Consider the following 12,469-nt stretch of genomic DNA (forward strand, 5'->3'; position numbering starts at 1 on the left):
TAGCGACGGGGTGGTCATTCCAACTGGAATGACCACCCCGTCGCTGTTAGTGCTGCTGTGGTGCGTCTGATGCCGACCTATTGGGGCCGTGCAGCGCTTAGGCCTGTGCGGCCGCCTTCGCGGCAGCTGGAAGGGCCTCGAGGATGCGGTTCACGATCGCGTCGTCATGCTGGGCGGAAACGAACCAGGCCTCGTACGCCGATGGCGGTAAGTAGATTCCGGAGTCCAGCATCGAGTGGAAGAAGCGGCCGAACGCCTCGACGTTCTGTTGCTTAGCCTGTTCGTGGTTGGTGACTTCACCGTCGCGGAAGAAGACCGAGAACAAGGTGCCAGCGTTGTTGATTGCGTGAGGAACTCCGGCGGCCGTGAGTGCTTCGCGCACACCCGCCTGGATGGCTTCCGATGCGCGTGCAACAGCGGCGTGAACATCGGCATCGAGGGCGCGCAACGTGGTGAGGCCCGCCGCGGTAGCGAGCGGGTTACCCGAGAGCGTACCGGCCTGATAGACCGGGCCGTTCGGAGCCAGAAGATCCATGATCTCCTTGCGTCCACCGAATGCACCTACTGGCATACCGCCGCCAATGACCTTGCCGAACGTCATGAGGTCTGGAGCCCAGCCTTCGCCGTCCACGCCGTAGTAGCCGGTTGCGGAGGCGCGGAAACCAGTCAGAACCTCATCGGAGATCAACAGCGCGCCGGCCGCGTGGGCGGTCTCTGCAAGGAAACGGTTGAAGCCGATGCCGTCTTCAGTGCCCGGGGTCAGAACGCCGGTGTTGCACGGTGCGGCTTCCGTGATGATCGCGGCGATCTCCGAACCGCGGGCTGCGAACAGCTCGCGTACGGCCTCACGGTCGTTATACGGCAGCACGACCGTGTCTTTCGCGGTCCCCTCGGTTACGCCAGCCGAACCTGGAAGTGCGAAGGTCGCAAGCCCCGAGCCGGCCTCAGCCAGCAGGGAATCGACGTGGCCGTGATAGCAGCCAGCGAACTTCACGATCACATCGCGACCAGTGAAGCCGCGAGCCAAGCGGATCGCAGACATCGTAGCCTCGGTGCCCGAGTTGACCATGCGCATCTGCTCAAGCGGAGCGATCATCGAGGTCACGAGCTCAGCGAGCTCAACCTCGCCTTCGTGCGAGGCACCGAAAGACAGTGAATGATCGGCGGCCGACTTCACAGCATCGATCACGTCAGGGTGGGCGTGGCCCAGAATCATGGGACCCCACGAGCCCACCAGGTCCACGTACTCGTTGCCGTCCGCATCGGTCACGTGCGCACCCTTACCCGCAACGAGGTACGGGGGAGTGCCACCAACCGAGCCGAATGCTCGCACCGGCGAGTTCACGCCACCCGGAATAACCTTCTGGGCGCGCTCGAAAACTTCAGCACTGTGGGTCAGATTACGGTGTTGAGTGGTCACAGGAACTCCTTCGGTGCTCGGCCGGAAGCCAAAAGTTCAGCGGCCTCCAGTGCGTAATAGGTCAGCAGGGTGTCGGCACCTGCACGTTTGAACGACAACAAAGATTCCAACATGGTGCGTTCGCGGTCCAACCAGCCTTGAGCGGCGGCGGCCTCGATCATCGAGTACTCACCAGAAACCTGGTAGGCGCCCACCGGGATAGGGGAGGCCTCAGCTACCGCACGCAAAACATCAAGATACGGCAGGCCAGGCTTGACCATGACCATGTCCGCGCCTTCAGCGATGTCCTGCTCGAGCTCCCACAGCGATTCACGCAAGTTAGCAGGGTCCTGCTGGTACGTGCGGCGGTCGCCTTCGAGGGAAGAGTTCACGGCTTCGCGGAACGGTCCGTAGAAAGCCGAAGCGTACTTAGCGGTGTACGCGAAGATGCTCGTGTCCTGGTAGCCCTTCTCATCGAGAGCCTCACGGATCACACCGATCTGGCCGTCCATCATTCCGGAAGGCCCCAGCATGTGCGCGCCAGCCTCGGCCTGCGCAACCGCCATGTCCGCGTAGATCGCAAGCGTCGCATCGTTATCAACCGTGGCAGGGGAGTCGCCGTCCGTGGTGAGCACGCCGCAGTGGCCGTGATCGGTGAACTCGTCAAGGCACAGGTCGCTCATGACAACCGTGTCATCTCCGACCTCCTTGCGGACCTCGCGCAAAGCCACGTTGAGGATCCCGTTCGGATCCACGCCCGCGCTGCCTACCGCGTCTTTGGTTTCTGGAACACCGAAGAGCATGATGCCGCCGAGGCCAGCCTTCACGACGTCGTGAGCCGTGCGTTTGAGGGAATCCATCGAATGCTGGACCACGCCAGGCATCGAGGTGATCGGGCGCGGCTCAGTCGCGCCTTCACGGATGAAAACCGGGAGAACAAAATCGGCGGGACGAAGCGTGTTCTCGCGCACGAGAGCACGCACCGCCGCTGTTGTACGCAGACGGCGAGGGCGATGATGTGGGAACGCCATGAACAGATGCTCCTTCGATGATGGTTAAGACTAATTAGTGGTCAGGCTTGAGTGGTGTGTGTTGGTGAGACCGTGCGCAGTGCTGTGACGAGGTCGGCGGGGTAGGGGTGCTCGGCCTGCGCGGCGACGGCGTATCCACGCTCTTCGATGCGTTGCGCGGTGGGCTTTCCGATTGCGATGAGCTTGGTTGTTTCCGGCGGCCGATGCGCGAGTATCAGATCAGCGATGTGCGGGCTGGTGAGAAGAAGGGCATGGAACTCGCCTTCTTGGATGCGGGCCGGCAGCTCCGCAGGAAGCGGCGCTGGAACCGGTGCGTAGGCGTCGAAGCGGTCGACGTCCCAACCGAGGTTCGTGAGTCCATCCTTGACGGTAGGCCCGGCTTGCGCTGAAACCGGATACGCGATCGAACGCGGCCCCTCGACATAGTGGGGGAACGATGCGACGAGGGCTTCGCCTGAACCTTCAGCGACGTGGTCAACGGGAACGCCGGCATCTTCGAGTGCTGCGGCGGTGGTATGGCCCACCGCAACCACGGAAACGCTCGGATGCGGCGCGAACGCGCCGGCTGAACCGAGCGCTTGGACCGTGGTCTTCGACGTCACCACGAGATGTGCGTCGCCGCCGCGGCTCAGCCGCTCGTTGAAAGCCGAGATCGCATCGGAGCCGGCGAATGAGAAATCGATGAAGGGATAGGCACATGGCTCAAATCCGGCGTCTTCGAGCGCCGAAGACAACCGAGCCGCGCGGCCAGCAGGCCGCGGGACCAATACCTTCGGAGCTGTAACCCGGAGCCTGTCTGACACGCACCTATCCCATCATCGATTTATTCGCTATATCCGCACTGCATGGACTGCCGCGCGCGAGCTATACGTTGAGCACAGCAGTTATTCCTTCAAGACCGTGCCAGCACCGGCATCGAGCAGCTGCTGAGCCAGCACAGCGCCGAGCTCTACCGCGTCGCTCGCTGGGCCTTCAACATGGTCGACCCAAGTCTGCGAACCGTCGGTCGCGAACGCGCCGCCACGCAACGTGAGGACGCCGTCCTCAACCGTCGCGTACGCACCCACGGGAGCCGAGCAGCCGGCCTCGAGCGTGCGCAGAAGCGAACGTTCAGCCATGACCGCTGCGCGGGTGTCCGCGTGGTCAGCGGACGTCAAAGCCTCGCCGTACCACGTGCCCTCGACGTCTTCGGAACGGATCTCGATCGCCAACGCACCCTGCGCAGGAGCCGGGAGGAAGTGCTTCGGATCGAAACGCTCGCTGATGTGCTCCTCGAGACCCAAACGGTTCAGTCCAGCGGTCGCCAAAACGACGCCGTCGAGCTCACCGTCGGTGACCTTGGCCAAACGCGTGTCAACATTGCCGCGGATCGGCACAACCTGAAGGTCAGGACGCATAGCACGCAGCTGAGCCGCACGACGCGGGGAGCCAGTCCCCACGGATGCGCCGGCTGGAAGGTCAGCCAGCGTCATCCCGTCACGGCTGCACAGCGCATCCGTGACATCCTCGCGCTGCGGGATGCATGCCAGAGCAATGCCGTGCTCAGGGGTCGTCGGAAGGTCCTTGAGAGAGTGGACCACCGCATCGACCTCTTTGCCCAGCAAGGCCTCACGCACAGCGTTCACGAACACGCCTGTGCCACCGATCTGAGAAAGGTGGCGGCGGTCCGTATCGCCCTTCGTCGTGACGTGGACGAGCTCGAAACGGTCCTTACCGACCGTCAACTCGGCCGCCCACCCGGCCTGCGTCAGCGCGAGCTTCGAAGCACGCGTACCGATGCGCATCAGTTCACCCAAGAATCATTCACCAGCCTGTTGACGTTGGCTCTCACGCTGAGCCTTACGCTCAGCGATCATGACCGCGAGCTCGCTCTGCTCGCCAGCGTTAGCGACATCCGCATCCGAATCGACGGCGGACGTCGTCGGCTGGATCGCGCGCTGGTTCGGGCAGCAACCCGCGCCACACACATCGAACGTCGGGCCGAAGCTCGTGACGCACTTGCGTGGGAACGTCGGGTCAAGGCGCTCCTGAACCAGGTCAGCGAGCGCTGCGATGAACTCAGGGGACTCGCCGGCGGTAGGGATACGAACGAACGCGAGGCCCGCCTCTTCAGCGGATTCCTTCGCCTCGGTATCGAGATCCCACACGACCTCCATGTGGTCGGTCACGAAACCGATCGGAACCACCATGACCGCGGTGCGCTTACCAGGAAGCTCAGCGATCACATCGTTGACATCAGGCTCAAGCCACGGAATGAACTCCGGGCCCGAACGCGACTGGTACACCAACTGCCACGGGAGGTTGCCCACCGACTCCATGACGTACTCGGCGGCCGCGATGTGCTGCTTTTCGTACCAGCCGCCCGAGCCCTCTTCCCAGGTTGCACGCGGGCCTGAGGTTTCGGCCATCGTGTTCGGGATCGAGTGGGTCGTGAACAGGATCTCGATCTGCTCGTCCTTGTGGCCCTCTGCGCGGAACTTCTCGAGGGCTTCGCGGATGTGTGCGGCAACCGGATCCAGGAAACCAGGGTGGTTGAAGAACACGCGAGCCTTGCGGATATCCAGCTCATCTTCAAGGCCTGTCGCGTCCAACGCGATACCGAAGTCCTCGCGGTACTGACGGCACGACGAGTACGAAGAGTAAGCGGAGGTCACGATGCCCAAGGCCGTACGGTGGCCGTCAGCGTGGATCTGCTTGACGGTGTCGGCCATGTACGGTTCCCAGTTGCGGTTACCCCAGTAGATCGGCAGGTCGATGCCGCGACGAGCCAGCTCGGTTTCGAGGGCAGCGATCATCGCCTTGTTTTGGTCATTGATGGGCGACTTGCCGCCCATCGAACGGTAATGAACAGCAACCTCTTCGAGGCGCTCGTCTGGGATGCCGCGGCCGTGCACCACGTTCTTCAGGAACGGGATGACGTCGTCTTGGCCCTCAGGGCCGCCGAAGGAAGCGAAGAGGATCGCGTCGATCGGCTCGGCCTCGTCGATGTTGCATGGCATCGAGGTGTCGGAGAAATCAACCGTGGTCACAGGAGTACGCCCGCCATTTCCTTGATGTCATCGAACATGCGGCCGGTGTGGAACGGCAGCTCATCGCGCACGTGGAGGCGTGCGTCGCTGTAGCGCAGGGTGCGCATCATGTCGACGAGCTCGGTGAGCTCGTCAGCTTCGAAGGAGAGCAGCCACTCGTAGTCGCCCAAAGCGAACGCGGCCACGGTGTTGGCGTTGACGTTCGGGTACTGGCGGCCGAGCATGCCGTGTTCGCGCAGCATGCGGGAACGCTCTTCTTCTTCGAGGATGTACCACTCGTAGGAGCGGGTGAATGGGTAGACGGTGATCCACTTGCGTGGTTCGACGTCTGGATCCATGAACGACGGCATATGTGCGCGTGCGAACTCAGCGATCTGGTGGACGCCCATCGCCTGCCAGACGCGGTCAAGACCAGCGGCGGCCTCAGAGTTTTCGAACTCGCGGATGGCCTTCTGCATCTGCTCTGGGTCTTCGCCGGTCAGCCAGATCATGATGTCGTCTTCGGCGCGGAAGCCGGAGACGTTGTAGAGGCCGCGTACTTCAACGCCGCGAGCCTCGATCGACTTGATGGTGGCCTCGATGTCTGCGACGACGCGGTCAACGTCCAAGTTAGCGTCGCTCAAGCCAACGAGCTTCTGATAAACGTTGTAAGAACAGTACTTCACCTGCGTTGTTGCAATGTCAGTTTTGCTCATAGTTATCTCTCCATCACAGACGGGCCATGAGGCCGCGGATTGGTGTTTGTTTTAAGCCTATCGGTTGGTGGTGTTGGTTCAGGGTGTGTCGTTGGTTCAGGGTGTGCTGTTGGTGGGCGCCGGCGGGACGTGGGTTGTCTTAGCGAAGCGTGCGATCGCATCCAGTCCTGTTCCTGCTCGCCACGATCCGGTGAGTTCAAGCGTTGGGTCTTCACTCAGCGCGATGCTGAGTGCGGCGAGGGATTCCGCATGGCCTGGCAGCCGGCGACGTTGGGTTACGGGCCAGTCTTGGACGAGCCAGTCGCGCACCTCGATCTCCGTGGCGTCGACTCCCGTCATCGCTGCGAGGTCCTGGACAGCCTGCTCTGGGAACAGGGCCGGGTCAGGGAGCTCGCCGTCGGCTGACGAGTAGCTGAGCCGCACGAACGCGCGGTCAGTGACCTTGGCGGCCTCACGCTCGATGTGCTCCCACTTGGCTGAAAGATGTGTCATCGCCTTGGCCCGAACACCGCGGGTATCCGGCGGAACGAGCACACCGTTGCCACGCGGGTTTCTGGCCAGCTTGGGGCTCACGACGCTCATCGCGACAAGCCGCACGGGGGAGGCCGGAGCCTCAGGGATGTGTTCGGCCACCTCTGGCGCAGGCTCAGCCAGCAGGTTCCTGGCGGTGTCAGGATCGGTCGCAACAGCTAGGGCCGCGGCGTCGAAGCTACGACCACCGTCTGCAAGCACGGTCCATCCGCCGCGACCATCACGGCCGCTATCAACACGGCCGCTATCATCCCGGTGGATCGAGCGCACGCGCACGCCAGTTTCAAGAGTGCCGCCGCGTTGCTTCAACGCATCTACGAGACCATCGATCAGCGTCGACATCGTCGGAACGGTCGCTCCGACGGCCGCGCCGGCCGTCTTAGCTGACTGGTTCGCTGCCCGGCGCTTGTCCAGGACCGCGCGAGCACCTCGGCGGAGGCTTCCGTATTGCTTGACGCTGTCGATCAGCCCAGGCACGAGCGCCTCAAGTTCAAGCGTGCGCGGATCAGCCGAATGCACACCCGTGATGAGCGGAACCAGCAGGCGGTCGGCGACGCGTTTCCCCATGCGTTTCGACACGTAGTCGTACGTCGAGATGCCCGGCTCAGCGCCGTAGCTTCCAGGAAGCAGGGCGTCGACCCATGCGCGGAGCGCACCCCACCGGCCCACGGCCCGCTTGACGTCGTCGTTGAGCGGCTCGGTGGGGATTCCCCACAGCGAGGTCCCGGGGATCGGGAACGGACCGTGATTCGAGTGGATCCAGGATGCGTTGCCTTTCGGACTCGCAACCTGATCGCTCAGCCCGAGGGCCTCGATCCATTCCACCATCGCGCCGGTCCCGATCGCGTAGGATTCGGCGCCGCCGTTGAGGCGTACGCCATCCAGCATGATGTCGGACACGGCTCCGCCTGCATGATCGGCCGCCTCCAGGACGGTTACGGTGCGCCCGGCGTCTGCGGCGGCCAGCGCGTGCAGGAGCCCGGACGGGCCCCCACCGATCACGACGTAGTCACAGCTCATGGTTTTTGGACTTCTGGTCTTTAGGACTTCAGTGGTTGGTGTCAGAGTGCAGTGCGGTCAGAGTTCAGTGTGGTCAGAGTTCGTGGATGTAGGAAACCAGATCCGTCAGAAGCTGCGCCTCGGTCGTCGGTGGGACGCCGTGGCCGAGGTTGACGACGTGGCCCGGAGCCTTGCGGCCTTCATCCACGACGCGGCGGGCTTCAGCGAAGCGGACCTCTTCCGTAGAGAACAGGACGGCCGGGTCGATGTTGCCCTGGACTGCCGTGGTCGGCTTGAGCTGTGCGAGCGCGGAAGGGATGGTCATGCGGTGGTCAAGGCCCACCGCGGTCGCGTCGACCTCTTCGATCGCTTTGAGCATGTGCCCGGAACCAAGTGCGAAGTGCGTGCGTGGGGTTCCGAGGTCTGCTACGTGCTGCATCGCGATCTTGCTGAACGGCTGGGCGTGCTCGCGGTAGGTCGCTTCAGAGAGTGAACCGGCCCACGAATCAAACAACTGGACCGATGAAGCGCCGGCCTCAACCTGGGCGCGCATGAAGAGGCCCGATGCGTGGGCGACCCACTCAGCGAGCTTGGCCCACAAGCGTGGCTCGGCGGTCATGAGTGCGCGGGTCTTGAGGTGATCACGCGATGGGCGGCCTTCGATCATGTAGGAAGCAACCGTGAACGGTGCGCCGGCGAAACCGATGAGTGGGGTGGTGCCGAGCTCGTCGACCGTGAGGCGAACCGCTTCGCGGATGCATTCGAGGCCTTCTTGGTACACGTCATCGAGCGCGGACAGGGCGTCGATATCGGCTTCGGAAGCGATAGGCGAGTCAAGTACTGGGCCGACACCAGGCTCAATCTCTACACCGAGTCCGGCGATCTTGAGCGGCGTCATGATGTCGGAGAAGAAAATCCCGGCATCAACCTTGTGTCGGCGCACTGGCTGGCATGTGATTTCTGCCACCATGTCTGGGATGAGGCAAGACTCGAGCATGTCGGTGCCGGCGCGGACTTCTTTGTATTCAGGAAGCGAACGGCCAGCTTGGCGCATGAACCATACGCTAGGTGCGGCATCCGTGCTTTCGCCGCGTAAACGCTTGATGAGCGGGGCATCCGCGGTACCGCCTTCAGCGGTCGTGCGGTGCAAAGGGTGAGATGAAGGCAAAGTCACAGTTGTCATTGTGCCTTCATTATCTCATTCCCAACCTGGGAGGATTCTGAACGACACCTGGTGTTCATATGCCAGCCGCTTGCCGGTCATCGTTCGCGTCGCGGACTAGAATGGCAATCATGCTTATCGCCCTTCGCGCAACTCATGATCGCTTGGGGCTGGACGCCCTCGAACGTGTTACGCGAGGGGCTGACCAGCTCGACGCCATCATCGACCGTCTTAACCAGGCTCACTCGGAGCAACCGCTGTCCGGGTGGGTCTCGATGTCTACGTGTAACCGCCTTGAGATCTACCTCGATGCGGATCTCTTCCACGACGCTGTGGAGCTCGTCGCTCAGGCAGTATCGGAGGCTTCTGGGCTCGCTCAAAGCGAGGTTGAAGAGCTCTTGGTTGCTGACGCCGGGTCTTTGTCTGCGCAACACATGTTCACTGTCGCTGCTGGCTTGAACTCTCAGGTGGTTGGCGAGGGCGAGATCAACGGCCAGGTGCGTGCGAGCTTCTCCGAGGCGCTGGCCGAGGGCCGCACGACGTCGATGCTCAACGACTTGTTCCAGGGCGCGTTGCGTACCGCGAAGAACATTAGCCACCGCACGACGATCGGTGCCGCTGGCCGCTCGTCCGTTACGGTTGCGATCGATCAGGCTGAGCCGACGACAGGTTCGCTCACTGGGGCGCGCGTGATCGTGGTGGGTACGGGCGCGATGGCCCGCATCGCTGCCTCGGATCTGAACCGCCGTGGTGTAGCCCGCTTGGATGTTTTGTCAGGTTCTGGCCGCGCCAAGAACTTCGCGACGACCCACAACGCCCACCCGTTGGCCACTGACGAAATGCCTGCGGCTCTGGCGGCGTCATCGCTTGTTGTTGCGTGCTCGGGCCGCGGTACTGCGCAGATTTTGACGCAGGATGTTCGCGACGCGATGCAGCTCAGGGAGCTGTACAACGCTGAGCACGCATCGGCGAAGCTCGGTGAGCTCGTGATTCTTGACATGTCGCTGACTTCCGACCTGGAAGAAGGCGTGCGTTCGATTCCGGGCGTGCGTGTTCTGGGGCTCAAGGATATTTCGGCTGACGCTTCCGATCAAGAAGAGATCGAGCGTGCTCAAGACATGATCGACGCGGGCGTGGGCCGCTTCGAGCTGCGCCAGCAGATCCGCCGTCTGGACCCAGCTGTTTCGGCTCTTCGCCGTTCGGTGCGCTCTGAGATTGAGCGCGAGATCGAGGGCGTGCGCAACAATCACGACGAGGAAACCGTCAAGGTTGTTGAACGCGCTTTGGGGCGCGTCTATAAGCGCCTCTTGCATTCCCCGATGATGCGCGCCCAGGAGCTCGCAAAGGAAGGCGAGGGCCAGAAGTTCATGTCCGCGGTCCACACGCTGTTTGGTGTTGACCTCGAGCAGGGTGGACAGGTCCCTAACGACCCGGTTTCGATCGAAGCACGCCAGACGCTACGCGAGGTTTCGGAAGGGGACCATAACGGTCCAGCGCAAGCGATGCCGTTGTCTGAAATCCGTGAAGCGTTTGTGGATTACGAAGAGACCGCGAGCGTCATCGAGGAAGAGCTCAAGGAAAAGCGCTAGCGGCCGATGCGCTCCCGCAACGCCCCGAGGACCGTTGCTGGGTTGTCGGAGAGGCCATCGTGGTGATGATCGGCTGATTCCCACACGTTGATGCCGCGGATATTTGATGCGGTTTCGAGCGAGAGCTCGCGGACCACATAGATATCAGGCGTGTAGACGGCTGCCGCGACAGGCACTGAATTGTTGGCTAGCTGATCGTAGTCATAGAGCGGAGTCCACTCGTCGTATTCGTGTAGCGCGTGTGCAAGTTGTTCGAGGGGTTGCAATGCCGGGTCTTGCGCGAAATCCTCGGGCAGCGCGGCTTCACCGATGAGCTGCGGAATATCGGTATCCGGCAGGGTCTGCGGATGAGTTTCGTGTTGCGAACGCGACGCCGCCCACCGGGTTGCTGGCCCCGACGTGTAGATCGCTTCCTGGAACAGCCAATAGATCGGGTTGCGCGCGTGATCCACTTGCGAGCCCAGAAGCGAAAGCATGACAGGGGAGAGGGTCCGATCGGATCCGGTACCCTGCGTGAGCGCGTCTTCGAGCCCGAAACGCAACTGCTGCACGCGCGAGTTACCGCCCAAAAGCATCCCGAGGCGTTGAACCGTCAGCTCAGTCACGACGTGTCCGTTGGCCAATCGGTACGGTTGTCCCGCAGCCCGGGCGCAGCGTACCTCGGTGTACAGATCGCTCAACTGTTGCTTGGCGTGCGGCCACGCGGCGAACACCTCTGCCTGACGCTCCGCGGTACGTGCGTAGGTGTGGTCGTAGACCCGCTTGGGGTCGCCTTCAATGAGGCCAAGCCCGCCTGTAATCATCGAGCCGGCCAGCGCATCGGGCGCGAAGCTGAGATAGCTCATCGTGATGAAGCCGCCGTAGGACTGGCCGAGCGTGAACCACGAATCAACACCCATAGCCAGCCGGATGGCTTCGGCGTCCGCAACGATGTCGGTCGCGCGGAAGTGAGACAAGAACTTGATCTGCTGCGCGATCTTCTGGCTCTCCGGCTCGCCGGAGCCGATTGCAGACAAGGTCGCGGCGCTGATAGGCGAAGAGCCGCCGGTGCCTCGCTGGTCGAGCAACAGCACCCGGAAGTGTGGAAGGAGTTCGCCGAGCCAACCCGACGAAGGGTTCGCCGGCCGAAGGGCCTCGAAACCGGGGCCGCCCTGAAGATAGACGAGCCAAGGGCGCTTGTCGGCATCCTCATCGGTTGAGCGAACTTCGCGCGCCCGCACCGTCACGGTAGCGGCACCGGAATCAGCAGACGCCGGCTCCGTTGCCACGCCGTGCACGAGTGGCACTTCGTAAAGAACTGAGGATACGACAGAGCCCCGCCATGCATCCGCATCATCGCGGCGGAGTAGCTTGGCGGGGCGAACAGTCAAAGAAGTCAATTGAGTACTGACCTTAGATCTTCAAAAGAAGCGTCACTCAGAGTGACCGAGCCTTAGTTGAGCTTCTGAAGGACGATGCTGTCCTGACCATTGGTCAGCTCGACACCGTCAGCGGTCTCGGAAACGCGCAGTGCGCCGGAGGTCAGGAACTCGCTCATGTTGTCGGATGGCTCCTGATCAGCAGGTTCGCAGTCGCTCATGGTGCTATGCGATTCCGTCAGCGTCACATCGCTGCCGTTCGTAGCGACCTTGTAAACACCGCTGGAGCACTGGCCCATGCCCACGAGCATGCCAGCGCCGTCACCCTCAGGGGTCAGGACGAAGCTACCGAGCTTGGTCTTCCAAGTGTTGCCGTTCACGGTCAGAGACTTGACGCCCAGCTGAGTGGACTCAGAGAAACCAAGCACAGAAACACTGGAAGCCTTCGTCGAGGTACCATCCTGCGAGGAAGCCTCGGTGGTGGACTCAGCCTTGGTGTTTTCACCTTCAACAGAGCCGTCTTGCATGTGGAACTGGGAGGACTCTGGGGTAGGGGAATCGAGAGTCGTTGGGTGCTTAGGCGCACAACCTGCCAGGGAAGCAACTACCAACGATGCAGGCGCCAAGAGCGCAGCTGCGCGAACAATGCGAGTGGAAAGTCGTGACATGTAAACCA

Annotated in this window: 11 protein-coding genes; 1 reads left to right on the forward strand and 10 read right to left on the reverse strand. The window is 62.4% G+C overall.

The genetic code is table 11. The features are described from left to right. Positions 1–97: 97 nt before the first annotated feature. The 8 genes from hemL to hemE all read right to left on the reverse strand — a co-directional run bounded on the left by hemL (position 98) and on the right by hemE (position 8,867). On the reverse strand, positions 98–1,399 hold the full coding sequence (gene hemL / locus CAY35_RS00615; RefSeq protein WP_109303056.1) for a glutamate-1-semialdehyde 2,1-aminomutase: 1,302 nt from the start codon (positions 1,397–1,399) through the stop codon (positions 98–100). Positions 1,400–1,416: 17 nt separating this feature from the next. After that, positions 1,417–2,430 (reverse strand): porphobilinogen synthase, encoded by a 1,014-nt coding sequence (gene hemB / locus CAY35_RS00620; RefSeq protein ID WP_109302885.1) that lies wholly within the window; start codon positions 2,428–2,430, stop codon positions 1,417–1,419. Between the two features lie 41 nt (positions 2,431–2,471). Next, positions 2,472–3,233: a uroporphyrinogen-III synthase gene (locus tag CAY35_RS00625; protein WP_109302886.1), complete on the reverse strand. Its 762-nt coding sequence runs from the start codon at positions 3,231–3,233 to the stop codon at positions 2,472–2,474. Positions 3,234–3,314: 81 nt separating this feature from the next. Next, a complete protein-coding gene (hemC, locus tag CAY35_RS00630) occupies positions 3,315–4,214 on the reverse strand; it encodes a hydroxymethylbilane synthase (protein WP_109303057.1) in 900 nt (299 codons plus the stop codon). Between the two features lie 15 nt (positions 4,215–4,229). Next, the gene (locus CAY35_RS00635; protein ID WP_109303058.1) at positions 4,230–5,429 is read right to left on the reverse strand and encodes a ferrochelatase; all 1,200 of its coding nucleotides are present in this window, start codon (positions 5,427–5,429) and stop codon (positions 4,230–4,232) included. A 26-nt stretch (positions 5,430–5,455) separates the two neighbouring features. Next, entirely contained in the window at positions 5,456–6,154 is a 699-nt protein-coding gene (hemQ, locus tag CAY35_RS00640; RefSeq protein WP_109302887.1) for a hydrogen peroxide-dependent heme synthase, read from the reverse strand. Positions 6,155–6,250: 96 nt separating this feature from the next. Next, positions 6,251–7,705, reverse strand: coding sequence for a protoporphyrinogen/coproporphyrinogen oxidase (locus CAY35_RS00645; RefSeq protein ID WP_109302888.1), 1,455 nt, complete (start codon positions 7,703–7,705; stop codon positions 6,251–6,253). Positions 7,706–7,778: 73 nt separating this feature from the next. Continuing rightward, the gene (gene hemE / locus CAY35_RS00650) at positions 7,779–8,867 is read right to left on the reverse strand and encodes a uroporphyrinogen decarboxylase (RefSeq protein WP_109302889.1); all 1,089 of its coding nucleotides are present in this window, start codon (positions 8,865–8,867) and stop codon (positions 7,779–7,781) included. A gap of 110 nt (positions 8,868–8,977) precedes the next feature. On the opposite strand from hemE, the gene CAY35_RS00655 reads away from it, so the two are divergent. Then, positions 8,978–10,435: a glutamyl-tRNA reductase gene (locus tag CAY35_RS00655; RefSeq protein ID WP_181377428.1), complete on the forward strand. Its 1,458-nt coding sequence runs from the start codon at positions 8,978–8,980 to the stop codon at positions 10,433–10,435. Here the strand turns inward: CAY35_RS00655 and CAY35_RS00660 are convergent. Together CAY35_RS00660 and CAY35_RS00665 are read right to left on the reverse strand one after the other, a co-directional pair. Next, positions 10,432–11,814 (reverse strand): alpha/beta fold hydrolase, encoded by a 1,383-nt coding sequence (locus CAY35_RS00660; protein ID WP_109302891.1) that lies wholly within the window; start codon positions 11,812–11,814, stop codon positions 10,432–10,434. The genes CAY35_RS00655 and CAY35_RS00660 overlap by 4 nt on opposite strands. 53 nt (positions 11,815–11,867) lie before the next feature. Beyond that, entirely contained in the window at positions 11,868–12,461 is a 594-nt protein-coding gene (locus tag CAY35_RS00665) for a hypothetical protein (protein WP_109302892.1), read from the reverse strand. Positions 12,462–12,469 lie beyond the last annotated feature (8 nt).

The sequence above is a fragment of the Pseudoglutamicibacter cumminsii genome (assembly GCF_003143995.1).
In the GTDB taxonomy this organism is placed as follows: domain Bacteria; phylum Actinomycetota; class Actinomycetes; order Actinomycetales; family Micrococcaceae; genus Pseudoglutamicibacter; species Pseudoglutamicibacter cumminsii_B.